The sequence below is a fragment of the Agromyces binzhouensis genome (assembly GCF_042672355.1).
In the GTDB taxonomy this organism is placed as follows: Bacteria; Actinomycetota; Actinomycetes; order Actinomycetales; family Microbacteriaceae; genus Agromyces; species Agromyces binzhouensis.
The window spans coordinates 81,851-106,268 of record NZ_JBHXVJ010000006.1 but is presented as its reverse complement, the minus strand read 5'-3'; the positions used below and the strand labels follow the sequence as shown (position 1 = coordinate 106,268).

The 24,418-nt window shown below is 73.1% G+C and carries 23 protein-coding genes; 22 read left to right on the top strand and 1 reads right to left on the bottom strand.

Annotated elements, in window-relative coordinates; translation table 11 throughout:
* Positions 1 to 8: 8 nt before the first annotated feature.
* Positions 9 to 1,313, bottom strand: a complete 1,305-nt coding sequence (locus tag ACFVHK_RS11690) for a nucleotide disphospho-sugar-binding domain-containing protein (RefSeq protein ID WP_376928952.1) — start codon at positions 1,311 to 1,313, stop codon at positions 9 to 11.
* A gap of 253 nt (positions 1,314 to 1,566) precedes the next feature.
* On the opposite strand from ACFVHK_RS11690, the gene ACFVHK_RS11685 reads away from it, so the two are divergent.
* The 22 genes from ACFVHK_RS11685 (at position 1,567) to ACFVHK_RS11580 (ending at position 24,404) form a co-directional block, all read left to right on the top strand.
* A complete protein-coding gene (locus tag ACFVHK_RS11685) occupies positions 1,567 to 2,091 on the top strand; it encodes a DoxX family membrane protein (protein ID WP_376928951.1) in 525 nt (174 codons plus the stop codon).
* 159 nt (positions 2,092 to 2,250) lie between these two features.
* A complete protein-coding gene (gene pyrR / locus ACFVHK_RS11680; RefSeq protein WP_376929119.1) occupies positions 2,251 to 2,790 on the top strand; it encodes a bifunctional pyr operon transcriptional regulator/uracil phosphoribosyltransferase PyrR in 540 nt (179 codons plus the stop codon).
* Positions 2,787 to 3,740: an aspartate carbamoyltransferase catalytic subunit gene (locus ACFVHK_RS11675; RefSeq protein WP_376928950.1), complete on the top strand. Its 954-nt coding sequence runs from the start codon at positions 2,787 to 2,789 to the stop codon at positions 3,738 to 3,740. The genes pyrR and ACFVHK_RS11675 overlap by 4 nt, the downstream gene beginning before the upstream one ends.
* Positions 3,737 to 5,083, top strand: coding sequence for a dihydroorotase (locus ACFVHK_RS11670; protein ID WP_376928949.1), 1,347 nt, complete (start codon positions 3,737 to 3,739; stop codon positions 5,081 to 5,083). The genes ACFVHK_RS11675 and ACFVHK_RS11670 overlap by 4 nt, the downstream gene beginning before the upstream one ends.
* The gene (locus ACFVHK_RS11665; RefSeq protein ID WP_376928948.1) at positions 5,076 to 5,633 is read left to right on the top strand and encodes a PH-like domain-containing protein; all 558 of its coding nucleotides are present in this window, start codon (positions 5,076 to 5,078) and stop codon (positions 5,631 to 5,633) included. Before ACFVHK_RS11670 ends, ACFVHK_RS11665 begins: the two co-directional genes overlap by 8 nt.
* Positions 5,626 to 6,831, top strand: coding sequence for a glutamine-hydrolyzing carbamoyl-phosphate synthase small subunit (carA, locus tag ACFVHK_RS11660; RefSeq protein WP_207207020.1), 1,206 nt, complete (start codon positions 5,626 to 5,628; stop codon positions 6,829 to 6,831). Before ACFVHK_RS11665 ends, carA begins: the two co-directional genes overlap by 8 nt.
* Positions 6,831 to 10,124 (top strand): carbamoyl-phosphate synthase large subunit, encoded by a 3,294-nt coding sequence (gene carB, locus ACFVHK_RS11655; protein ID WP_376928947.1) that lies wholly within the window; start codon positions 6,831 to 6,833, stop codon positions 10,122 to 10,124. Before carA ends, carB begins: the two co-directional genes overlap by 1 nt.
* The gene (pyrF, locus tag ACFVHK_RS11650) at positions 10,121 to 10,996 is read left to right on the top strand and encodes an orotidine-5'-phosphate decarboxylase (RefSeq protein WP_376928946.1); all 876 of its coding nucleotides are present in this window, start codon (positions 10,121 to 10,123) and stop codon (positions 10,994 to 10,996) included. Before carB ends, pyrF begins: the two co-directional genes overlap by 4 nt.
* On the top strand, positions 10,989 to 11,906 hold the full coding sequence (gmk, locus tag ACFVHK_RS11645; RefSeq protein WP_376928945.1) for a guanylate kinase: 918 nt from the start codon (positions 10,989 to 10,991) through the stop codon (positions 11,904 to 11,906). The genes pyrF and gmk overlap by 8 nt, the downstream gene beginning before the upstream one ends.
* Positions 11,907 to 11,967: 61 nt before the next feature.
* Positions 11,968 to 12,225 carry a DNA-directed RNA polymerase subunit omega gene (gene rpoZ, locus ACFVHK_RS11640; RefSeq protein ID WP_092669843.1) on the top strand — a complete coding sequence of 86 codons (258 nt, stop codon included), beginning with the start codon at positions 11,968 to 11,970 and terminating at the stop codon, positions 12,223 to 12,225.
* A 19-nt stretch (positions 12,226 to 12,244) separates the two neighbouring features.
* Complete coding sequence (gene coaBC, locus ACFVHK_RS11635; protein ID WP_376929118.1) at positions 12,245 to 13,498, top strand: bifunctional phosphopantothenoylcysteine decarboxylase/phosphopantothenate--cysteine ligase CoaBC; 1,254 nt, start codon at positions 12,245 to 12,247, stop codon at positions 13,496 to 13,498.
* Positions 13,495 to 14,688, top strand: a complete 1,194-nt coding sequence (gene metK / locus ACFVHK_RS11630) for a methionine adenosyltransferase (protein WP_129235783.1) — start codon at positions 13,495 to 13,497, stop codon at positions 14,686 to 14,688. The genes coaBC and metK overlap by 4 nt, the downstream gene beginning before the upstream one ends.
* A gap of 20 nt (positions 14,689 to 14,708) precedes the next feature.
* Positions 14,709 to 16,664 carry a primosomal protein N' family DNA-binding protein gene (locus ACFVHK_RS11625; protein ID WP_376928944.1) on the top strand — a complete coding sequence of 652 codons (1,956 nt, stop codon included), beginning with the start codon at positions 14,709 to 14,711 and terminating at the stop codon, positions 16,662 to 16,664.
* A gap of 17 nt (positions 16,665 to 16,681) precedes the next feature.
* Entirely contained in the window at positions 16,682 to 17,617 is a 936-nt protein-coding gene (gene fmt, locus ACFVHK_RS11620; protein ID WP_376928943.1) for a methionyl-tRNA formyltransferase, read from the top strand.
* Entirely contained in the window at positions 17,614 to 19,080 is a 1,467-nt protein-coding gene (locus ACFVHK_RS11615; RefSeq protein ID WP_376928942.1) for an RsmB/NOP family class I SAM-dependent RNA methyltransferase, read from the top strand. Before fmt ends, ACFVHK_RS11615 begins: the two co-directional genes overlap by 4 nt.
* 31 nt (positions 19,081 to 19,111) lie before the next feature.
* Complete coding sequence (gene rpe / locus ACFVHK_RS11610) at positions 19,112 to 19,804, top strand: ribulose-phosphate 3-epimerase (protein ID WP_376928941.1); 693 nt, start codon at positions 19,112 to 19,114, stop codon at positions 19,802 to 19,804.
* Positions 19,801 to 20,064 (top strand): phosphoribosyl-ATP diphosphatase, encoded by a 264-nt coding sequence (locus tag ACFVHK_RS11605; RefSeq protein ID WP_129233314.1) that lies wholly within the window; start codon positions 19,801 to 19,803, stop codon positions 20,062 to 20,064. The genes rpe and ACFVHK_RS11605 overlap by 4 nt, the downstream gene beginning before the upstream one ends.
* Positions 20,065 to 20,110: 46 nt before the next feature.
* Entirely contained in the window at positions 20,111 to 20,950 is an 840-nt protein-coding gene (gene hisG, locus ACFVHK_RS11600) for an ATP phosphoribosyltransferase (protein ID WP_129233326.1), read from the top strand.
* Positions 20,951 to 20,960: 10 nt separating this feature from the next.
* Positions 20,961 to 21,722 (top strand): imidazole glycerol phosphate synthase subunit HisF, encoded by a 762-nt coding sequence (gene hisF / locus ACFVHK_RS11595; protein ID WP_376928940.1) that lies wholly within the window; start codon positions 20,961 to 20,963, stop codon positions 21,720 to 21,722.
* Positions 21,719 to 22,147, top strand: coding sequence for a phosphoribosyl-AMP cyclohydrolase (hisI, locus tag ACFVHK_RS11590; protein WP_129233316.1), 429 nt, complete (start codon positions 21,719 to 21,721; stop codon positions 22,145 to 22,147). Before hisF ends, hisI begins: the two co-directional genes overlap by 4 nt.
* Positions 22,144 to 23,685, top strand: a complete 1,542-nt coding sequence (locus ACFVHK_RS11585; protein WP_376928939.1) for an anthranilate synthase component I — start codon at positions 22,144 to 22,146, stop codon at positions 23,683 to 23,685. Before hisI ends, ACFVHK_RS11585 begins: the two co-directional genes overlap by 4 nt.
* Complete coding sequence (locus ACFVHK_RS11580) at positions 23,682 to 24,404, top strand: Trp biosynthesis-associated membrane protein (RefSeq protein WP_376928938.1); 723 nt, start codon at positions 23,682 to 23,684, stop codon at positions 24,402 to 24,404. The genes ACFVHK_RS11585 and ACFVHK_RS11580 overlap by 4 nt, the downstream gene beginning before the upstream one ends.
* Positions 24,405 to 24,418 lie beyond the last annotated feature (14 nt).

The following is a 24,418-nucleotide window of genomic DNA, read 5'->3' as shown; positions in this document are numbered from 1 at the left end:
CGCGGCCGTCAGGTCGCGGGCTCGTCCGTCCGCGTCGCACGGCGGCGCTCGACGAGCGCCATCGTGTGCTCGACGACCTCCCGCGGCCCGTCGTGCGCGCGCAGTTCGCGACCGATCGCCACGGCGCGCTCCCGATAGCCGGAGTCGGTCGACAGCCGTCGCCACGCGCGCAGGATCGACCTCGCCGCGGGACGACCCGTCCGCAGGTCGATCCCCGCGCCCGCCCACGCGACGCGTGTCGCGATCACGGGCTTGTCGATGTCGCCGCCGGCGACGATGAGGGGGATGCCGTGCGCGAGCGCGGCGAGCACGCCGCCCCATCCGCCGTTCGTGATCATCGCATCGGTCCGGGGGAGGAGCGCCGCGTAGTCGACGAGTCCGGCGACGTAGGCGTTCGGCGGCGCCGCGAACGGCAGGTCGGGCGCGTCGGCGCGGCCGGTCGTCGCGACGACCGAGACGGGCTGCCGGCCGAGTGCTGCGAACGCGGGCCGGATGAGGTCGTCCGGGTGGACGTTGAGCGTCCCCTGCGTCACGTGCACGATGGGACGGTCGTCGGGCAGCTCCGCCCACCAGCCGGGGGGCTTGGGCCGGATGGAGCCCGTCGGTGCGAGCGCGCCGACGAACTCGACGCGCACCGGCCAACCGCTCCGCGGGAACTCGAGCTGCGGAACGCCCGACGCGCAGACAAGGTCGGGGGAGTGCCACGCCGCGTCGAGCGGCGCATCGGTGGGCGGCAGGCCGGATGCCGCGCGCTGCGCGTCGTAGGCGCGCCGGATGCCACGTGTCGACAGGGCGAGCGCCGCGTGGAGGATGCGATCGCGGAGCCTCCCGAGCGGACCGGCGGCCGGCCGCAGCGGGAGGATCGGCGGCGGGAGCTCGGGCGTGGGGATCGAGAGGGGCACGATGCTCACCGTGACCGATGGCGTGCCGGTGCGTTCGGCGGCGAAGTGCGTACCCAGGCTGAGGTTGTCGGCGACGATCACGTCCCAGGGTCGCTCCTCGTACGCCTCGACGAGGTCGTCGCCCTGCGCCGCCCCGGTCCCGACGAACAGGTGCTCGACGTTCGCCAGCAGCTGTCGCGGACCCTTGCGGCCCCGGAGGGCGGGGAAGGTCGCGGCGAGGTCGAGCTCGTCGAAGTCGGGAGCCGCCGACCAAGGTACGGGCTCGGCGCCGAGTGCGGCGAACCGGTCGGCGTAGGCCCGACCCGTGTAGACGCGGACGTCGTGGCCCGCCTCGACGAACGCCGCGGCGACGGCCGCGAGCGGAGCGACGTGCCCGGCGAAGGGCATCACGGCGATCATGACGTCGGCCATGCGCCATTGCAGCACGCGGGGAGATGCCGTGGCCAGCCGTCGAACGGAGGATCCCCCGGACGGGGGACGGCTGCGGGCGGACCCGGAGGAGCGGCCGGGGCGCGCACCCGCCCGGAAACGGGGATGTCCCTCCGCGCCTTCCCGAGCGGGCACTGATCCGCGGGCACGCGGGCGGACGTTCACTGGGAGACGTCGCATTCCGCGGCATCCGTCACCCGGCACCCGACCTCCGCTCTGGAAGGAGCACCTCGTCATGACCACCATCTCCGCGCACGGCTTCCCGCAGGCCGGTACGCGTCGAGCGGCCGACCACCGGTCGCCCTCCGCACGCCTCGCCGACGCCGAGGGCGCACTCAAGGCCCTCCTCGAGCGGTGGAGCATCCCCGCCCTGCGCGTCGCGCTCGGCGCCGTGTTCGTCGTGTTCGGCGCCCTGAAGTTCGTCCCGGGCGCGAGTCCCGTCGAGCCGCTCGTCGAGGCGACGTGGGGCGTGCTCACGTTCGGCGCGGTGGGAGGGCACCTTGCGCTCGTGCTCACCGCCGTCATCGAGACGGTCGCGGGCGTCGCGCTCATCTCGGGCGTGTTCGCGCGCCTCGGGCTCCTGGTCCTCGCGGTCGCATTCGTCGGCATCTTCTCGCCGATCGTGTTCTTCACCGACCAGCTGGTCACGGCCGCCGGCCCGACGCTCCTCGGCCAGTACGTGGCGAAGAACGTCGTGCTCGTGGCCGCGGCGCTCGTCATCGCCTCCCGGGTCCTGCGCAGCCGGCCCGGTACGCGGTGAGGACGGCGATCCCGACCGACGGCGGAGGGGCGAGGCGCGCTGCGCCCCGCCCCTCCGCCGCGTCCGGGGTCGACGCGACGGAGGAGCGGGAGGTCGCTGGTAGGATCGAGCGACCGACAACCTTGAAGCCCGTCCCGTGAGGCGGAGAAGGGAGTCCGCATCGCTGTGCGCACCGTGCTCCAGCAGGCAGACCTCGAGCGGGCGCTGACCCGTATCGCCCACGAGATCCTCGAAGCCAATCGCGGCGCCGACGATCTCGTCCTCCTCGGCATTCCCACGCGCGGCGTGGCGCTGGCCGAGCGACTCGCCCGGATCGTGTCCCGGATCGCCGGCGTCGACGTGCCCACCGGGGCGCTCGACGTGACGATGTACCGCGACGACCTCGGCCGCAACCCCGTGCGCGCCACCCACCCGACCGAGGTGCCGGGCGACGGCATCGACGGCCGGGTCGTGGTGCTCGTCGACGACGTGCTGTACTCGGGCCGCACCATCCGCGCCGCCCTCGACGCGCTCGCCGACCTCGGCCGCGCCCGCGCGGTGCGCCTCGCGGTGCTCGTCGACCGCGGCCACCGCGAGTTCCCGATCCGCGCGGACTACGTCGGCAAGAACCTGCCGAGCTCGACCCGCGAGCGCATCAACGTGCACCTGGCCGAGGTCGACGGCGACGACGCCGTCACGATCGAGGGCGGTGACGAGTGAGGCACCTGCTCAGCACGCGCGACCTGTCGCGCGACGACGCCATCGCCCTGCTCGACGTCGCCGAGGACATGGCCGCCGTCCAGGAGCGCGAGGTCAAGAAGCTGCCCACGCTCCGCGGCCGCACCGTCGTGAACCTCTTCTTCGAGGACTCCACGCGCACGCGCATCTCGTTCGAGGCCGCCGCGAAGCGGCTCTCGGCCGACGTCATCAACTTCAGCGCCAAGGGCTCGAGCGTCTCCAAGGGCGAATCGCTGAAGGACACGGCGCAGACGCTGCAGGCGATGGGCGCCGACGGCGTCGTGATCCGCCACCCCGCCTCGGGTGCGCCCCTCACGCTCGCCACGAGCGGATGGATCGACGCGGGCGTCGTGAACGCCGGCGACGGCACCCACGAGCACCCCACCCAGGCACTGCTCGACGCCTTCACGATGCGCCGCCGCCTCCACGGCGCGGCCTCGCGCGGCCGCGACCTCGACGGCGTGCGGGTCGTGATCGTCGGCGACGTCCTGCACTCGCGGGTCGCCCGCTCGAACGTGTGGCTCCTCGAGACGCTCGGCGCCGACGTCACGCTCGTGGCGCCGCCGACGCTCGTGCCCGTCGACGTGTCCGGCTGGCCCGCCGCGATCGAGTACGACCTCGACCGAGCACTCGCCACCGGACCCGACGTCGTCATGATGCTCCGCATCCAGGCGGAGCGCATGCACGGAGCGTTCTTCCCGAACAGCCGCGAATACGCGCGCACCTGGGGGCTGGACGACCACCGGTTCGCCCAGCTTCCCGAGACTACGATGGTCATGCATCCGGGCCCGATGAACCGCGGGCTCGAGATCGCCGCCCGCGCCGCCGACTCCACGCAGTCGACGGTGCGCGAGCAGGTCGCGAACGGAGTATCAGTGAGAATGGCCGCCCTCTACCTGCTGCTGTCCGGCGAACGGGGTGAGTCCCGATGAGCGAGTCGTTCCTGATCCGCGGCGCGACCCTGCCCACGGGCGAGCGCGCCGACATCCTGCTCGACGACGGGCGCATCGCAGACGTCGGCACGGTGGCGGATGCCGCGGGCGCGACGGTCGTCGACGCCGACGGGCTGGTCGCCCTGCCCGGGCTCGTCGACCTCCACACGCACCTCCGCGAGCCGGGCTACGAGCAGAGCGAGACCGTGCTCACGGGCACCCGTGCGGCCGCGGCCGGCGGCTTCACGGCCGTGTTCGCCATGGCGAACACGTTCCCCGTCGCCGACACGGCGGGCGTCGTCGAGCAGGAGCTCACGCTCGGCGAGGCCGCGGGCTACGCGACCGTGCAGCCGATCGGCGCCGTCACCGTCGGGCTGAAGGGCGAGCAGCTCGCCGAGCTCGGCGCCATGGCCGCCTCGCGCGCCGGCGTGCGCGTCTTCAGCGACGACGGCTTCTGCGTCTTCGACCCGCTCCTCATGCGCCGGGCCCTCGAGTACGTCAAGGCGTTCGACGGCGTCATCGCCCAGCACGCGCAGGAGCCTCGTCTCACCCAGGGCGCGCAGATGAACGAGGGCGCGCTCTCGGGCGAGCTCGGCCTGGCCGGCTGGCCCGCGGTCGCCGAGGAGTCGATCATCGCGCGCGACGTGCTCCTCGCCGAGCACGTCGGGTCGCGCCTGCACGTGTGCCACGTCTCGACGGCCGGGTCGGTCGAGGTGATCCGCTGGGCGAAGGCCCGCGGCATCGACGTCACCGCCGAGGTCACGCCGCACCACCTGCTGCTCACCGAGGACCTCGTCGCCGGGTACGACCCCCGCTACAAGGTCAACCCGCCGCTGCGCCGCCAGGAGGACGTCGACGCGCTCCGCGCGGCCCTGGCCGACGGCACGATCGACATCGTCGCGACCGACCACGCACCGCACCCGGTCGAGGCGAAGGAGTGCGAGTGGGACGCCGCCGCGAACGGCATGGTCGGCCTCGAGTCGGCGCTGTCCGTGGTCCAGCAGACCATGGTCGACTCCGGCCGGATGGGCTGGGCCGACGTCGCGCGGGTGCTCTCCGCGACGCCCGCGCGGATCGGCCGCCTGCGAGGCCACGGCGAGCCCGTCGCGACCGGCTCGGCCGCAGAGCTCACCCTCCTCGACCCGAGCGCGACCGCGGACTTCGGCGTCGACCGGCTCGCCGGACGCAGCGTCAACTCGCCCTACCTCGGACGCACGCTCCCCGGGCGCGTCGTCGCGACGTTCCACCGCGGCGTGCCGACGGTGCTCGACGGCGCGGTCCGGCCCGCCGCCGAGGTCGCCGCGGCATCCGCCCGTCGTCCCGAGGGGAGCGCGCGTGGATAACCGATGGATCGGCGCGCTCGTCGCGATCGCGATCGTCGCCGTGGCCGCCTGGCTGATGTGGCGCTCCTGGCGCCGTCGCACGGTGCGCGACGAGACCCTCGCCGCCTACGGGCCGCCCGCCGACCCCGGCACCACCACGCTGGAGATCGAGGCGCTCTACGTCGCGACGACCCCGGAGGGCGACCCCCTCGAGCGGCTCGCCGTCGAGGGCCTCGCCTTCCGCGGCTCGGCGCGCGTCGAGGTGCACCGCAAGGGCGTGCTCCTCCGCATCGCGGGCGAGCTGGCGAGCTTCATCCCGGCCGACCGCATCGCGGCCGCCGGGACGGCGACCTACGCGATCGATCGCGGGGTCGAGCCCGAGGGCCTCGTGGCCCTCACCTGGATGGTCGACGACCGATCGGAGCCCGAGGTTCCGACGCGGGTCGACAGCTACCTTCGGTGCCGGTACCCGGGCGATTCCGCCCGGTTCGTGGCCGCCGTGAACGAGATCGCTGCGGCGCCCGAGGCGCCGCAGCCGGAAGCAGAGGAGAGCGAGGCCTCGGATGACTGAGACCCCGACCACCGTCGACGAGCAGGCGCCCGCCGCTGCGATCGACCTCACCAGAGCCGTGCTCGTGCTGGAGGACGGCACCCGGTACGAGGGCCGCGCCTACGGCGCCCGCGGGCGCACGCTCGGCGAGGCCGTGTTCGCGACCGGGATGACCGGCTACCAGGAGACGCTGACCGACCCGTCGTACGCCGGCCAGATCGTGCTCATGACCGCGCCGCACATCGGCAACACGGGCATGAACGACGAGGACATGGAGTCCGCACGCATCTGGGTCGCGGGCTTCGTCGTGCGCGACCCATCCCGGGTCGTGTCGAACTTCCGCTCCCAGCGGAGCCTCGACGACGACCTCGCCGCGGCCGGCGTCGTCGGCATCAGCGGCATCGACACGCGCGCGGTCACGCGGCACATCCGCTCGCTCGGGGCGATGCGCGCGGGCGTCTTCTCCGGCGAGGAGGCGCACCTCTCGCCCGGCGAGCAGCTCGACCTGGTGCAGTCCGGCGAGCAGATGACGGGCCGCAACCTGTCCGGGGCGGTCTCGACGGGCGAGCGCTACACGCTGCCCGCGACGGGCGAGCGCGTCGGCTCGGTCGCCGTGCTCGACCTCGGCGTGAAGACGTCGACGCTGAACTACCTCGCCGAGCGGGGCTTCGACGTGCACGTGCTCCCGCAGACGGTCACGGTCGACGACGTGCTCGCGCTCGAACCCGACGCGCTGTTCTTCTCGAACGGCCCCGGCGACCCGAGCGCGTCCGAGCGTCACGTCGAGCTCCTCCGCTCGGCGCTCCGCGCCGGCCTGCCGTACTTCGGCATCTGCTTCGGCAACCAGCTGCTCGGGCGCGCGCTCGGCTTCGACACGTACAAGCTGCCGTTCGGGCACCGCGGCATCAACCAGCCGGTGCTCGACCGGGCGACCGGCCGGGTGGAGATCACCGCGCACAACCACGGCTTCGCCGTCGCGGCGCCGACCGACGCCGTCAGCGAGTCGAGCCAGGGCTTCGGCCGCGTCGAGGTCAGCCACGTCGACCTCAACGACGACGTCGTCGAGGGTCTGAACTGCCTCGACATCCCCGCGTTCTCGGTCCAGTACCACCCGGAGTCGGCGGCCGGCCCGCACGACGCCAACTACCTCTTCGACCGCTTCCGCGACATGGTCATCGCGAACAGGACCACCGACGACAGCCAGGAGGCCGGGAAGTAATGCCCAAGCGCGACGACATCAACTCCGTCCTCGTCATCGGGTCGGGCCCGATCGTCATCGGGCAGGCCGCCGAGTTCGACTACTCGGGCACCCAGGCCTGCCGCGTCCTCCGGGCGGAGGGCGTCCGGGTCATCCTCGTGAACCCGAACCCGGCCACGATCATGACCGACCCCGGCTTCGCCGACGCGACGTACGTCGAGCCGATCACCCCCGAGGTGATCGAGTCGATCATCGTCAAGGAGAAGCCGGACGCCGTGCTGCCGACGCTCGGCGGCCAGACCGCGCTGAACGCCGCGATCGCCCTGCACGACGCCGGGATCCTCGACAAGCACGGCGTCGAGCTCATCGGCGCCAAGGTCGACGCGATCCGCAAGGGCGAGGACCGCCAGCTCTTCAAGGACCTCGTCATCGAGGCCGGCGCCGACGTCGCCCGCTCGCACGTCGCCACGACGCTCGAGCAGGCGAAGGAGTTCGCGCTCGACCTCGGCTACCCGCTCGTGGTCCGACCGTCGTTCACGATGGGCGGCCTCGGCTCGGGCTTCGCCTACACCGAGGAGGACCTCGTCCGCATCGTGACGCAGGGCCTGCACGACTCGCCGACGACCGAGGTGCTCCTGGAGGAGTCCATCCTCGGCTGGAAGGAGTACGAGCTCGAGCTCATGCGCGACACGGCCGACAACACCGTCGTCGTCTGCTCGATCGAGAACGTCGACCCCGTCGGCGTGCACACGGGCGACTCGATCACGGTCGCGCCCGCGCTCACGCTGACCGACCGCGAGTACCAGAAGCTCCGCGACATCGGCATCGACATCATCCGCGCCGTCGGCGTCGACACGGGCGGCTGCAACATCCAGTTCGCGGTCGACCCCGCCGACGGGCGTGTGATCGTCATCGAGATGAACCCGCGCGTCTCGCGGTCCTCGGCGCTCGCGTCGAAGGCCACGGGCTTCCCGATCGCGAAGATCGCGGCGAAGCTCGCGATCGGCTACCGCCTCGACGAGATCCCGAACGACATCACGAAGGTGACGCCGGCGTCGTTCGAGCCGACGCTCGACTACGTCGTCGTGAAGGTGCCGCGGTTCGCGTTCGAGAAGTTCCCCGCCGCCGACCCGACGCTGACGACGACCATGAAGTCGGTCGGCGAGGCCATGGCGATCGGCCGGAACTACACGACGGCGCTGCAGAAGGCGCTGCGCTCTCTGGAGAAGCGCGGATCGAGCTTCCACTGGGGCGACGAGTCGCGCTCGGTCGACGAACTGCTCGAGGAGGCCTCGGTGCCGACCGACGGCCGGATCGTGCTCGTCCAGCAGGCGCTCCGGAAGGGCGCGTCGATCGAGCAGGCCTTCGAGGCCACGAAGATCGACCCGTGGTTCCTCGACCAGATCGTGCTCATCAACGAGGTCGCCGAGCGGATCGCCGGCGCCGACGCCCTCGACACCGACACCCTGCTCCTCGCGAAGGACCACGGGTTCTCGGACGCGCAGATCGGCCAGCTCCGCGGCTTCGGCGAGGCCGACGCGCGCGAGGTCCGCCACATCCTCGGCGTCCGTCCGGTGTTCAAGACCGTCGACACGTGCGCGGGCGAGTTCCCGGCGCTCACCCCGTACCACTATTCGAGCTACGACCTCGAGACCGAGGTCGCGCCGAGCGACCGTCGGAAGGTCGTCATCCTCGGCTCCGGTCCGAACCGCATCGGCCAGGGCGTCGAGTTCGACTACTCGTGCGTGCACGCGTCGTTCGCGCTCTCCGAGGCCGGGTACGAGACGATCATGATCAACTGCAACCCCGAGACGGTCTCGACCGACTACGACACGAGCGATCGGCTGTACTTCGAGCCGCTCACGCTCGAGGACGTGCTCGAGGTGATCCACGCCGAGTCGCAGTCGGGCGAGCTCGTGGGCGTCGTCGTCCAGCTCGGCGGCCAGACCGCGCTCGGGCTCGCGAAGGGGCTCGAGGCCGCCGGCGTGCCGATCCTCGGCACCACGCCCGACGCGATCGACCTCGCCGAGGAGCGCGGGCAGTTTTCCGCCATCCTCGACGGTGCGGGCCTGCTGGCCCCGCGCAACGGCACCGCGACCGAGCTCGCGGGCGCCGTGCAGGTGGCCGAGCAGATCGGCTACCCGGTGCTCGTGCGCCCGAGCTTCGTGCTCGGCGGCCGCGGCATGGAGATCGTGTACGACACGCCCTCCCTCGTCGACTACTTCGCTCGCATCGAGGACCAGGGCATCGTGGGCCCGACCCATCCGCTGCTCGTCGACCGCTTCCTCGACGACGCCATCGAGATCGACGTCGACGCGCTCTACGACGGCACCGAGCTCTACGTCGGCGGCGTCATGGAGCACATCGAGGAGGCCGGCATCCACTCGGGCGACTCGAGCTGCACGCTCCCGCCGGTCACGCTCGGTCGTGCCGAGGTCGACCGGGTGCGCGCGGCGACGCGCGCGATCGCGGAGGGCGTCGGCGTGCGGGGCCTCCTCAACGTGCAGTTCGCGGTCGCGGCGGGCGTGCTCTACGTGCTGGAGGCGAACCCGCGCGCGAGTCGCACGGTGCCGTTCGTCTCGAAGGCGCTCGGCATCCCGCTCGCGAAGGCGGCGTCCCGCATCATGGTCGGCGACTCGATCCGCGACCTCGTCGCCGAGGGGCTGCTGCCCGAGGTCGACGGCTCGAGGGTGCCGCTCGACGCGCCGGTCGCCGTCAAGGAGGCCGTGCTGCCGTTCCACCGGTTCCGCACCCGCGAGGGCATCATGGTCGACTCGGTGCTCGGCCCCGAGATGCGCTCGACCGGCGAGGTCATGGGCATCGACCGCGACTTCCCGCGCGCGTTCGCGAAGAGCCAGCTCGCCGCGTACGGCGGGATGCCGCTGTCGGGTCGCGTGTTCGTCTCGGTCTCCGACCGCGACAAGCGCGCGATCATCCTCCCGGTGCTCCGGATGCAGCAGCTCGGCTACGACCTCGTGGCGACCGAGGGCACGGCAGAGGTGCTCCGTCGCAACGGCATCGGGGCCGACGTGGTGCTGAAGTACAGCGAGAAGCAGGGCGAGGACGCGACCTCGGTCGTGGAGCTGATCCACCGCGGCGAGATCGACGTGGTCGTGAACACGCCGAGCGGTCGCTCGGCGCGCGCCGACGGCTACGAGATCCGTGCCGCTGCGGTCGCGGCGGACATCCCGCTGTTCACCACCATCGCGGAGCTCTCGGCCGCGGTCGCGTCCCTCGACGTGAACGACGGTGGCTTCGAGGTCACGAGCCTGCAGGAGTATGCGCGCCGCCGCGCCGGAGAGGTCGCCGAGTGAACGGCCCCGCCTCGTTCGGCGAACGCCTCGACGCGGCATTCGGCACGCGCGGGCGCCTCTGCGTGGGCGTCGACCCGCACGCCTGGCTCCTCGACGAGTGGGGGCTCCCGGACTCCGGGGCGGGCGTTCGCGAGTTCGGGCTCCGGGTGGTGGATGCCGCCGCCGGGCGGGTCGGGATCGTCAAGCCGCAGGTGTCGTTCTTCGAACGCCACGGTTCGGCCGGCTACGTCGCCCTCGAGCGGGTGCTCGAGCTCGCCCGCGACGCGGGCCTCCTCGTGATCGCCGACGTCAAGCGCGGCGACATCGGCTCGACCGTGGAGGCGTACGGCGAGGCGTGGCTCTCGCACGGATCGTCGCTGCGCGCCGACGCCATGACGATCTACGCCTACCAGGGCCTCGGCTCCATCGAGGGCGTGATGCGCCAGGCGGAGGCCGCGCAGGCCGGCCTGTTCGTCGTCGCGGCGACCTCGAACCCCGAGGCGGCGGCGATCCAGCAGGCCGTGCTGCAGGGGTCGAGCCGCGAGGGCTCGTCGGTGGCCGGTGCGATCGTGTCGGGCGTGGACGCCTGGAACCGGAGCCGCGACGGCGCCGACGAGCGCCCGTTCGGCTCGGTCGGCGTCGTGCTCGGCGCCACGATCGTGCCCGAGGAGTTCGGCATCGACGTCTCGAGCGACGCCCGTCCGCGGGTGCCCGTGCTGGTTCCCGGGATCGGCTTCCAGGGCGGCGAGCTCCGCGACGTCCCGGCACGGCTGGGCTCGCTCGCCCCCGGGGCGATCCTGACCGACAGCCGGGGACTGCTCGCCGCCGGTCCCGACGGTATCGCGGACGCGATCGCGCGACGCGCCGACGAGGTGGGGGCGCTCGATGTCTGATCGCGCCGTGGCATCCGCCCCGCCCGAGGTCGACCGGGTCGCCGCATCGCGTGCCGCGGTCGCCGCCCGACGCGCCCGCGCCGCGGTCAAGCACGACGTCGCCGCCGGCGCGCGCAGCCCGCTCGACGTGCTGAGGGTCGCCTACGACGACCCGGAGGGCGTCGAGGGGCGGCTTCGCGTCTCGGAGTTCCTCACGTCGATCCCGGCCATCGGGCAGACCAAGTGCACGCGGATCATGGAGGAGCTGCAGATCGCGAACTCCAAGCGGCTCGGTGGCCTCGGCCGCCTGCAGCGACGGCGGTTGCGCGAGTTCACCGCCGGTTGGATCGCCGACCACGGCGGCACCGGCGACCGGCTCGTCGTGCTCGCGGGTCCGACCGCGGTCGGCAAGGGCACCGTCGCGGGCTACATCCGCGAGCACCACCCCGAGGTGAAGCTGTCCGTGTCGGCCACGACGCGCGCACCGCGGCCGGGCGAGGTCGAGGGCGAGCACTACTTCTTCGTCTCCGACGACGAGTTCGATCGGATGATCGCGGACGGCGAGCTGCTCGAATGGGCGACCGTGCACAACGCGTACCGGTACGGCACTCCGCGCGGCCCCGTCGAGGAGGCGATCGCCACGGGCAGCAGCGTCCTGCTCGAGATCGACATCCAGGGCGCGCGCTCCGTCCGCCGGGCGATGCCCGAGGCGACGCTCGTGTTCCTGCTCCCGCCGACGTGGGATGAACTGGTGCGGCGGCTCGTCGGGCGCGGCACCGAGAGCCCCGCCGAGCAGCAGCGCCGTCTCGAGACCGCCAAGGTCGAACTCGCGGCCGTGGAGGAGTTCGACCACCAGGTCGTCAACCACGAGGTCCGCGAGGCCGCGCAAAAGGTCGTAGACTTGATGAGGCCTCGCCGGGGCCGGCGTTAGCCTGCCTCGCGCCACGATCTTCCGCGCACCAGGCGTGCGCCCCACCTGAAGGAGTCCCTCCATGGCTGAGAAGCTGTCCGGCATCATCGACCCGCCGATCGACGACCTGCTGTCGAAGGTCGACTCGAAGTACCAGCTGGTCATCTTCGCCTCCAAGCGGGCGCGCCAGATCAACGACTACTACGCCGACCTGCACGAGGGCAGCCTGTTCGACAACGTCGGCCCGCTGGTCGACTCGTCGATCGACGACAAGCCCCTGTCGGTCGCACTCCACGAGGTCAACGAGGACAAGCTGCGCCTCCGCCCGATCGGCGAGTAGCCGGCAGGCCCGGATGCCGCTGAACATCGTCGTCGGCATCACCGGCGGCATCGCGGCGTACAAGGCCGTGTCGGTGGTGCGTTCGCTGGTCCTCGCGGGCCACGACGTGCACGTCGTTCCGACCGAGTCGGCGCTGCGGTTCGTCGGGCGCCCGACGCTCGAGGCCATCTCGCGCAACCCGGTCCACGTCGACCTCTTCGAGGGCGTGGCCGAGGTGCGCCATGTCGCGATCGGCCAGGCGGCCGACCTGATCGTGATCGCGCCCGCGACGGCGAACTCCATCGCGAAGCTCGCCACGGGCCTCGCCGACGACCTGCTCGGCAACACCGTGCTCGCCAGCGAGGCGCCGGTGGTGGTCGCTCCCGCGATGCACACCGAGATGTGGCGGCATCCCGCGACGCAGGCCAACATCGCGACGCTCCGCGACCGCGGCGTCACGATCGTCGGACCGGCGGTCGGCCAGCTCACCGGCGCCGACAGCGGCCCCGGCCGGCTCGAGGAGCCCGACGTCATCGTCGCGGCGGCGCTCGAGGTCGCGGCACGGCACGGCCTCGGCGCCGGTGCCCGTGACGACTTCGCCGGTCGCCGGGTCGTGGTGACCGCCGGCGGCACGCGCGAACCCCTGGACCCGGTGCGCTTCCTCGGCAACCGCTCGAGCGGCAAGCAGGGCGCGGCGATCGCCGAGGCGGCAGCCGCGCGCGGCGCCGAGGTGACGCTCATCGCCGCGAACCTCGAGGTCGCCTCACCCGGCGGATGCCGCGTGGTGCCCGTCTCGACCGCGCTCGAGCTGCAGGAGGCCGTGACCTCCGCGGCCGGCGACGCCGACGTGGTCGTGATGGCCGCCGCGGTCGCCGACTTCCGCCCGGCCGACGTGAGCGACGTGAAGATCAAGAAGGTCGACGGCCAGGAGCGCATGTCGATCGACCTCGTCCGCAACCCCGACATCCTCGCAGGCCTCGGCGCCGCGCCGCACGACGGCACGGTGCTCGTCGGCTTCGCGGCGGAGACCGAGTCCGACCCCGTGCGCCTCCTCGAGCTCGGGCGGGCGAAGCGCCGCGCGAAGGGGGCCGACCTGCTCGTCGTCAACCGCGTCGGCTGGAACCACGGCTTCGCCGCCGACGAGAACGCCGTGAGCGTGATCGGAGCAGACGACACCGTCACGGCAGAGGCATCCGGCACCAAGATGTCGGTGGCGCACGCCATCCTCGATGCCATCGCCGCGCGGATCGCGCCCGGCGCCGAGCCCACCACGAAGGACACCCACCCCAGATGAGCGCACTGCGCCAGTTCACCTCCGAGTCCGTCACCGAGGGTCACCCCGACAAGATCTGCGACCAGGTGTCCGACGCGATCCTCGACGCGCTGCTGACGGTCGACCCGACGGCGCGCGTCGCGGTCGAGACGCTCGTGACGACGGGCCTCGTGCACGTCGCCGGCGAGGTCTCGACCGAGGGATACGTCGAGATCCCCGCCATCGTGCGCAACCGGATCACCTCGATCGGCTACGACTCGTCCGACGTGTGGTTCGACGGCCGTTCCTGCGGCGTCTCGGTCTCGATCGGCGGGCAGTCGCCCGACATCGCGCAGGGCGTCGACGACGCGTTCGAGACGCGCGAGCGCGCGAGCCTCGACGAGCTCGACCGCCAGGGGGCCGGCGACCAGGGCATCATGTTCGGGTACGCCGTGCGCGAGACCCCCGAGCTCATGCCCGTGCCGATCTGGGTCGCGCACCGCCTCGCCGAGCGGCTCGCCGAGGTCCGCAAGCAGGGCGAGCTCGACTACCTGCGCCCCGACGGCAAGACGCAGGTCACGGTCGGCTACGAGGGCCAGGTGGCGCGCACCATCGAGACCGTCGTGCTCTCCACGCAGCATTCGCCGAAGGTGTCCACCGAACAGCTGCGGGCCGAGGTCGAGGAGCTCGTGATCCGTCCGACGCTCGACCGGGTCGAGCTCGCGCGACCCGACCTCAGGGTCCTCATCAACCCGACCGGTCGCTTCGAGATCGGCGGTCCGCAGGGCGATGCCGGGCTCACCGGTCGCAAGATCATCATCGACACGTACGGCGGCGCGAGCCGGCACGGCGGCGGTGCCTTCAGCGGCAAGGATCCGTCGAAGGTCGACCGCTCCGCCGCGTACGCGATGCGCTGGGTCGCCAAGAACGCCGTCGCCGCGGGCCTCGCCGATCGGCTCGAGCTGCAGGTCGCCTACGCGATCGGCGCGGCGGCGCCGGTCGGCCTGTACGTCGAGACCTTCGGCACGGGCCACCTGCCGGAGGAGCGCATCACCGAGGCGATCCGGGAGGTGTTCGACCTGCGCCCGGCCGCGATCATCCGCGACCTCGACCTGCTCCGCCCCATCTACGCGAACACGGCGACGTACGGCCACTTCGGTCGCGAGCTGCCCGACTTCACGTGGGAGCGGCTGGACCGCGTCGACGACCTCCGCTCGGCCGCCGGGCTCTGACACGACGGGCGGGCGCCGAGGTGACCGACCTGTCGGTGGCACGCGTCCTGGTCGACTCGCCGCTGCCGCAGCTCGACCAGCTGTTCGACTACCGCGTCCCCGAGCGACTCGCCGATGCCGCGTCGCGCGGCGTCAGGGTGCGCGTTCCGCTTCGGTCGGGCGGGCGCATCGCCCAGGGCTGGATCGTCGAGCTCGTCGAGCGCTCGGAGTACCGGGGCGAGCTGAGCGAGATCGACGACGTCGTCTCCGACGTCCCGGCGCTCATGCCCGACGTGTGGGGGCTCGCGCGTGCGGCGGCCGACCGGGCGGCCGGCAACGCGAGCGACATCCTGCGGATCGCCATCCCTCCGCGCTACGTGCGTGCGGAGCGGGCGTGGCGTTCCGCCGAACCCGATCCCGGCCCGCTGCCGGAGACGTCGGCGGCGATCGACGGGTACGCGCCCGGCCGCGTCGAGCAGGGCATCGCGGCGGGCGAACGGATGTCTCTTGCCGCCGACGCCCGGCCGGTGCAGCTGGACTCGGGTGTCTGGGTCGGCGGCTGGGCGCGCACGGTCGCGCGGGCGGCCGCGCACGCGCTCGCCCACGACCGCTCGACGGTGGTCGCCGTGCCCGACTACCGCGACCAGGAGCAGCTCGAGGCCGCGCTGGCCGAGTTCGTCGATCCGCGTCGCGTGCTGCGGACGGATGCGCGGCAGACGGGGCCCGCGCGGTACCGCGCGTTCCTCGATGCCACCGCCGACGCGGCGCGCGTCGTCATCGGCAACCGGTCGACGGTCTACGCGCCGGCCGCTCGCCTGGGGCTCATCGTCGTCGTCGACGACGGCGACGGCCTGCACTCCGAGCCGCTCGCCCCGGGCGTCCACAGTCGCGATGCCGCGCTCATCAGGCAGGAGCAGTCCGGGGCCGCGCTGCTGTTCCTCGCCCACAGCCGGAGCGTCGAGGTGCAGCGGCTCGTCGAGCTCGGCTGGGTCCACGACGTCCCGCTGCGTCGCGGCGGTCGTCCGCGGGTCGTGCTCACGGAGCAGCAGGCGGCGCCGGAGAGCGGTGGCGCCCGGATCCCGTCGGCGGCGTGGCGCGAGGCGCAGGCCGCGGTCGCGGAGGGCCCGGTGCTCGTGCAGGTCGCCAGGCCCGGGCACACCCCGATGCTCGTGTGCGACCGCTGCAGGGAGCCCGCGCGGTGCGCGGCGTGCGGGGGAGCGCTCGTCGTGCCGCGCACGGGCGGCGCGGCGGCGTGCGGGCTGTGCGGAACGGCCGCGACGGCGTGGCGGTGCGGCGTGTGCGAGGGCACGAAGCTGCGCGCGGCGGTCGTCGGCGCGACGCGCACCGCCGAGGAGCTCGGCCGGGCGTTCCCGCGCTCGCGCGTCGTCGTGTCCGACGGCGATCGGCCGCTCCTCCGCGTCGGCGCCGAGCCGCAGCTCGTCGTGGCCACGCGCGGCGCCGAGCCGATCGCCGACGGCGGGTACCGAGCCGTCCTGCTGCTCGACGGCGAGCGGATGCTCCTCCGCGAGTCGTTGCGCGTCGCCGAGGACTGCCTGCGCTGGTGGTCGAACGCCGCCGCGCTCGCGGCGCCCGGGTCGCCTGTGTTCCTCGTCGGCGTCGGCGGCGCGCTCGGCACCGCGCTCGCGACCTGGCGGCAGCCCGCCTGGGCGGCCGAGGAGCTCGAGACGCGTCGCACCCTCCGGTTCCCTCCTGCGGTTCGGATGGCGTCGGTCGTGTCCTCGCACGACCGCCTCGCCGCGGCGCTCGAACGCGTGGGCACGATCGACGGCGTCGACGTGCTCGGTCCCACTCCGATCGACGAGGCGCTCGAACGGGCGATCGTGCGATTCGGCTACGGCGCCGGAGCCGAGGTCGCCCAGCGGCTGAAGGGCGAGGCGATCCGCGCCGCGACCGAGCGCCGGCGACCGGTCGCGGGGCGTCGGCCCGGACGTCCGCCGGTGGTCCGGGTCCGGATGGACGACCCCGACCTCCCGTGACACTGGGACAATGGGGTGTGCCCCACCTCCGGATCGTGTTCGCTGGAACCCCCGCCGTCGCCGTGCCCACCCTCGAACGACTCCAAGCGTCCGGCCACGAGGTGGTCGGCGTCGTGACGCGGCCGCCTGCTCCGCTCGGCCGCAAGCGCGTGCTGACGCCTTCGCCCGTCGCGCAGGCCGCCGAGCGCATGGGCCTCCCGGTGATCGACGCCGTTCGGCTCGACGCCGAGGCGACCGGACGCATCGCGGCGCTCCGTCCCGACCTCGGCGTGGTGGTCGCCTACGGCGGCCTGGTCCGCGAGCCGCTCCTGTCGATGCCGGCGCACGGCTGGATCAACCTGCACTTCTCGGCACTGCCGTCCTGGCGTGGCGCCGCACCCGTCCAGCGCGCGATCATCGCCGGCGACGCCGAGCTCGGCGCGAGCGTGTTCCGGCTCGTGCCCGAGCTCGACGCGGGCGACGTGTACGCGTCACGCACGCGTCCGGTCGAGCCGGGCGAGACGGCCGGTGCGGCGCTCGAATCGCTCGCCGTGACCGAGGCGGAGCTCGTGCTGCAGGTCGTGGATGCGATCGCGGCCGGCAGCGCCGTCGCGACCCCGCAGGCGGGCGAGCCGTCGTTCGCGCCCAAGCTCGGGATCGAGGACGGCCGGATCGACTGGACCCGCTCGACCGCCGAGGTCGACGCCCGCATCCGCGGCGTCACGCCCGAGCCGGGCGCGCACACCGAGGTCGACGGCACCCGGCTGAAGGTGCTCGATGCGGCTCCCGCATCAGGCGCAGCCGAGGCGCCGCGACTCGGGCCGGGCGAGCTCCGGCTCGACCGCAAGCGACTGCTCGCGGGCACGGCCGACGGCGCGATGGAGCTGCGGCGCGTGCAGCCTGCCGGGCGCAGCGCCATGCCGGCGGCCGACTGGTGGCGCGGCCTGGGCGTCGAGCGGGCGGACGCGCGATGAGCGGGACGACGTCGGGGAGCGGCCGCTCCGGGCGGTCGGACCGCGCTGGGCGAGGCCGGGGACGAGGCTCGGATCGTCGCGGGGGCGGCCGCCCTCGGCCCGAGCGGGTCTCGCCGGCACGCCTGGTGGCCTATGACGTCCTCGCCGCGGTCCGGGATTCCGACGCCTACGCGAACCTGCTGCTGCCGACGCGGATCGAGCGGGCCGGACTGAGCCCGGCGGATGCCGCGCTCGCGACCGAGCTGACCTACGGCACGCTGCGCCTGCTCGGGAGATACGACGCCGTCATCGCCCTGGCCGCGGGCCGCGACGTCGCCGCGATCGACCCCCCGGTGCTCGACGTGCTCCGTCTCGGTGCGCACCAACTGCTCGCCACCCGCGTTCCCACGCATGCGGCGGTGAACGAGTCCGTCGCCCTCGCCCGCAGAGTGGCGCCGTCGGCGGCGGGGTTCGTGAACGCCGTGCTGCGCACGGTCTCGCGGCGCGAACCAGCGGACTGGCTCGAGCTCGTCGCCGAGGAGGCCGACTCGCCCGACGCCGCACTGGCGGCCGTGCACTCGCACCCCGTGTGGGTGATCCGAGCCCTCCGCGCCGCGCTGGAGCGCGAGGGCCGGGGCGACGAACTGCTCGCGCTCCTCGAGGCCGACAATGCGTCGCCGCGGGTGAACCTCGTGGCCCTGCCCGGCCTCGCCGACGATCCCGCGGAGCTCGGTGAGCCCGATCGCTACGCGCCGACCGGCCTCACCGCGGGCGCGCCGTTCGAGCTCGTCGCCGCACACGAGGGCCGGGTCCGCGTGCAGGACGAGGGGTCTCAGATCGCCGCACTCGCCCTGAGCCGGGCCGCTCCGGTGCGGGCGGGCGAACGATGGCTCGACCTGTGCTCGGGCCCCGGCGGGAAGACCGCGCTGCTCGCGGCCGAGGCGCTCGCCGCCGGCGCCTCGCTCCTCGCGAACGAGGTCGTGCCCGCGCGGGCCGAGCTCGTCCGGAAGGCGGTCGCGCCCGTCCCGCTCGACGTCCCGGTCCTCGTGGGCGACGGCCGGGAGCTCGATCCCGTCGCGCCCGGCGGCGAGCGCGGCTTCGACCGGATCCTCCTCGATGCGCCGTGCACGGGCCTCGGCGCGCTGCGCCGCCGTCCCGAGGCGCGGTGGCGGAAGTCGCCGTCGGATGTCGCCGAGCTGACCCGGCTGCAGGGCGAACTGGCGGATGCCGCGTTCGCGGCGCTCGCCCCCGGCGGCGTGCTCGCGTACGTCACGTGCTCGCCGCACACCGCCGAGACCCACGGAACGCTCGGCCGCGCGCTCGATCGATGGGGCGACGCGGCGGAGGCGCTCGACACGGCCGCCGTCGTGCAGGGGCTGGTGCGGCATCCGCTCGACCTCGCCGGCGACGGCCGTGCGGTGCAGCTGTGGCCCCACCGGCACGGCACCGACGCGATGTTCATCGCCCTCGTGCGCAAGCGCTGAGTCGGTCGCCGCTCGCCGGTAGGGTTGCGGCATGGCGACGCGCATCAACCCGAGCATCCTCTCGGCCGATTTCGCGAACCTCGAGCGGGAACTCGGGCGGATCAGCACCGCCGACCTCGTGCACGTGGACATCATGGACAACCACTTCGTGCCGAACCTCACCTTCGGCCTGCCGATGGTGCAGCGGCTCCAGCAGGTGAGTCCGATCCCGCTCGACGTGCACCTCATGATCGACGACCCCGACCGCTGGGCGCCCGGCTACGCCGAGGCGGGCGCGGCGTCCGTGACCTTCCACGCCGAGGCGGTGAACGAGCCCGTCGCGCTGGCTCGGCACTTGCGGGCGATCGGCGCGCGCGCGGGCATCGCCCTGAAGCCGGGCACGGATGCCGCGCCCTACCTCGACCTCCTGCCCGAGTTCGATCAGGTCCTCATCATGACCGTCGAGCCGGGCTTCGGCGGGCAGTCCTTCATCTCCGAGACGATGCCGAAGCTCCGCCGCGTCGCGGACGCGGTGGCCGCGGCCGGACTCGACGTCTGGCTCCAGGTCGACGGCGGGATCACCGTCGACACGATCGGGATCGCCGCGGAGGCCGGCGCCGACACGTTCGTCGCCGGGTCCGCGGTGTATCGCGGCGTTCCCGAGGAGCGGATCGCGGAACTCCGCGCCGCGGTCGCGTCACACCGCCACGAGCCCCGGCGCGACCCCGCTAGTCTGGACGGGTGAAGACCTTCGACGACCTCTTCGTCGAGCTCCAGGACAAGGCCCGTACCCGCCCCGAGGGCAGCGGCACCGTTCGTCAGCTCGACGCCGGCGTGCACGCCATCGGGAAGAAGATCGTCGAGGAGGCGGCCGAAGTCTGGATGGCCGCCGAGTACCAGAGCGACGACGAGACGGCGGAGGAGATCTCGCAGCTCCTCTACCACCTGCAGGTGCTGATGCTCGCCAAGGGCCTGGCGCCTGCAGACGTGTACCGACATCTCTGATCACGCCATGACCGCAGATCAGTTCCGTCGACACGAAAGCCAGGGAATGCTCCGAATCGCCGTGCCCAACAAGGGTTCGCTCTCCGAGACCGCCGCGCAGATGCTCCACGAGGCCGGGTACACCGGCCGCAGGGACTCACGCGAACTCGTGGTCGCCGACCCCCGCAACGGGGTCGAGTTCTTCTACCTCCGTCCCCGCGACATCGCGACCTACGTGGGATCCGGCGCGCTCGACGTCGGCATCACCGGGCGCGACCTGCTGCTCGACTCCGGCAGCGAGGCCGTCGAGATCGCCCCGCTCGGCTTCGGCGACTCGACCTTCCGGTTCGCGGGCCCGCCCGGCGCGTACGCCGAGCTCGCCGACCTCGAGGACGTTCGCGTCGCGACGAGCTATCCCGGCCTGGTCGGCGACTTCCTCGCCCGCCACGGCGTGACGGCGAAGCTCGTGAAGCTCGACGGCGCCGTCGAGTCGGCCGTTCGGCTCGGCGTGGCCGACGCCGTCGCCGACGTCGTCTCCACGGGGTCGACGCTGCGGAAGGCGGGCCTGGACATCTTCGGCCCGGTGATCCTCGACTCCGAGGCCGTGCTCATCGGCTCCGGCGTGGAGCGGCCCGGCACGCAGACCCTGGTGCGGCGGCTGCAGGGCGTCCTCGTCGCCCGCCAGTACGTCCTCGTCGACTACGACGTGCCCGTGGCCAAGCTCGAGGCGGCGACCGCCGCGGCGCCCGGGTTCGAATCGCCCACGGTGTCGCCCTTGCACGATCCCGAGTGGGTGGCCGTCCGCGTGATGATCCCCAGGATCGAGACGAACCACGTCATGGACGCCCTGTACGAGCTGGGCGCGCGCGCGATCCTCGTGAGCGCGATCCACGCCGCCCGGTTGTAGGGAGCAAGGCATGTCCCTCGCCGTCCGTGTGATCCCGTGCCTCGACGTGGCCGGCGGCCGCGTCGTCAAGGGCGTCAACTTCCTGAACCTCCGCGACGCCGGCGACCCCGTCGAACTCGCCGCACGGTATGCCGAGCAGGGGGCCGACGAGCTCACCTTCCTCGACGTCACGGCGACGGTCGACGACCGCTCCACGACGTTCGACATGGTGCGCCGCGTCGCCGAGCAGGTGTTCATCCCGCTCACGGTCGGCGGCGGTGTCCGCTCCGTGGGCGACGTCGCACGTCTCCTCGGCCACGGCGCGGACAAGATCGGCGTGAACAGCGCGGCGATCGCGCGCCCCGAGCTCATCGCCGAGATCGCCGACCGGTTCGGCGCGCAGGTGTGCGTGCTCTCGCTCGACGTCAAGCGGTCCGACCGCACCGAGTCGGGCTTCGTCGTGACGACCCACGGCGGCCGCACCGAGACCGACCTCGACGCGCTCGCCTGGGCGCGCCGGGCGATCGAGCTGGGTGCCGGCGAGCTGCTCGTGAACTCCATCGACGCCGACGGCACGAAGCAGGGCTTCGACCTGGAACTCGTCCGGCTCATGCACGAGCTCTCGAGCGTCCCGGTGATCGCGTCCGGGGGCGCCGGCGGGCTCGAGCACTTCGCGCCCGCGATCGAGGCCGGTGCCGACGCCGTGCTCGCGGCATCCGTCTTCCACAACGGCGAACTCACCATCGGCGAGGTCAAGCAGGCCCTCGCCGCCGACGGAAGGGTCGTGCGATGACCTACCACGACGACGAGGAGCTCGAGCGCGACGCGGAAGCCTGGGCGCCCGACGCGACCGCGGTCGATCGCGCCGCGTTCAACGCCGACGGACTGCTGCCCGCCGTCATCCAGCAGTGGGACACGGGCGAGGTGCTGATGCTCGGCTGGATGGACCGCGAGGCCATGCGACGAACCCTCACCGAGGGCCGCGTCACCTTCTGGTCGCGGTCGCGCCGGGAGTACTGGAGGAAGGGCGACACGTCCGGTCACGCGCAGTACGTGCGATCGGCGGCGCTCGACTGCGACGCCGACACCCTGCTCGTGCAGGTCGAGCAGGTCGGCGTCGCCTGCCACACCGGCACCCGCACGTGCTTCGACGGCGACCCGCTGCAGGTCGTCGCCGGCGCGCCCGACCCCGACCAGCCGCCCGGAGGAGCACGATGACGGCCGCCCGCACCGCCACGACCCGGTTCGACGAGTTCACGACCCTGCTCCCGGGGCGGCGCGTGGTACCGGTCGTGCGCGAGCTCTTCGCCGACGGCGAGACGCCGGTCGGCATCTACCGGAAGCTCGCCGGGGGCCGCCCCGGCACCTTCCTGCTCGAGTCCGCCGAGCAGGGGGGCATCTGGTCGAGGTACTCGTTCGTCGGGGCGGCGTCCCACGGCGTCCTCACCGACCGTGACGGCCGCGTCGAATGGCTCGACTACGGGATGTCGCGCGAGCGCGCCCTCGGCGAGGCATCCGACGACCTCGCCCCGCTCGCCGCGCTCGAGTCCCTCTACGCGCGCTGGCGGACGGAGGACGTCCCGGGCGCGCCGCCGCTCACCGGCGGGCTCGTCGGCTTCATCGGCTGGGAGGCGATCCGCCAGATCGAGCACCTGCCGAACCGCCCGCCGGCCGACTACGACGTGCCGGGACAGGCGTTCGCGTTCGTGTCCGAGCTCGTCGTGATGGACCACCGCACGGGGACCGTGCAGCTCGTGGCATCCGTGCTCAACGACCGCGACGAGCCCGCCGACCGGCTCTGGAGCGACGCGCAGGCACGGCTCGACCGCATGCAGGCGGCACTCGCCGAGCCGGCTGAGGCGCACCTCGCCGAGATCGACCTCTCGCGCGCGGCCGAACCGCGGTACCGCACCGAGAAGGCCGACTTCCTCGCGGCGGTCGAGCGCTCGAAGGAGTACATCCGCGAGGGCGACATCTTCCAGGTCGTCGTCTCGCAGCGCTTCGAGCAGGAGGCGACGGCCCACCCGATCGACGTCTACCGCGTGCTCCGCAGCCTCAATCCGAGCCCGTACATGTACCTGCTGCACCTCGAGGACGTCGCCGGGGATCCGTACTGGATCGTCGGTTCGTCGCCCGAGGCGCTCGTCAAGGTCGAGGACGGTCGCGTCTACACGCATCCCATCGCCGGCTCGAAGCCGCGCGGCGCGACCCCAGAGGACGACGCCGACCTCGAGGCCGAGCTCATCGCCGACCCGAAGGAGCAGGCAGAGCACCTCATGCTCGTCGACCTGGCCCGCAACGACCTCGCGAAGGTGTGCACCGCCGGGACGGTCGAGGTCACCGAGTTCATGCGCGTCGAGCGGTTCAGTCACATCATGCACCTCGTCTCCTCCGTCGAAGGCGACCTCGCGCCCGACGCGAACGCGGTCGACGTGTTCCGCGCGACCTTCCCGGCGGGCACGCTCTCGGGCGCCCCGAAGCCGCGGGCGCTCGAGATCATCGACGAACTGGAGCCCGCGCAGCGGGGCGTGTACGGGGGAGTCGTGGGCTACTTCGGCTTCGGCGGCGATGCCGACCTCGCGATCGCGATCCGCACGGCGACGATCATCGGCGGCGTCGCGCGCGTGCAGGCGGGAGGCGGTCTCGTGGCCGACTCGAACCCCGAGTCGGAGTACCAGGAGTCGGTGAACAAGGCCGCCGCGCCGCTCCGCGCGGTCGCGGTCGCGAACGCGATGCGGCCGGTCGAGCGGGCGTGATCGTGCACGCGCGACGGGTGAAGCTGCTCGCGATCCTCGGGATCCTCGTCGGGTCCGGGCTCGCGCTGCTGGCCTGGAGCCAGGCCTGGTACTCGGCGACCCTCGTCGACGGTGCGGCCACGGGCTCGGCGACGACCCTCGAGGTGAGCGGCCAGTCCGCATCGCCCGCGCTCTCCGCGCTCGCGTTGGCCGGGTTCGCGCTCGCGGGCGCGCTCACGATCGCGGGTCCCGTGATCCGGGTCGTGCTCGGCCTCCTCGCCGCCCTGCTCGGCGGGTGCGTCGTGCTCGCCGCATCGATCACGATCTCCGGCCCCGTGGCGGCCGTGTCGTCGGCGGTGGCGGAGGCCACCGGCGTCGCCGGCGCCGAGTCGATCGCAGGGCTCGTCGCGGACGTCGTCGCGTCGCCATGGCCGACGATCGCGGTCATCGGGGGCGTCATCGTGGTCCTCGCGGGGGTGACGGTCGTCGTGACCGCGCGCGCCTGGCCGACGTCGCGCCGGTACGGGGGCGGTGTGCGGATGACTGCCGACGGCGACGCCGCCGTTCCGGCATCCGATCGCGCCGTCGACGCGTGGGACGACCTGAGCCGTGGCGACGACCCGACCGAGTCACCCGCGCCGGCGACCGACGACGGACCCGACCGCGCTGCCGACGTCGCGCACGACGCCGCGTCGGACGGCCCGGCCGATGGCGACGAGCGTGCCGGGACCACCCGCTAGACTCTTCCCGGACC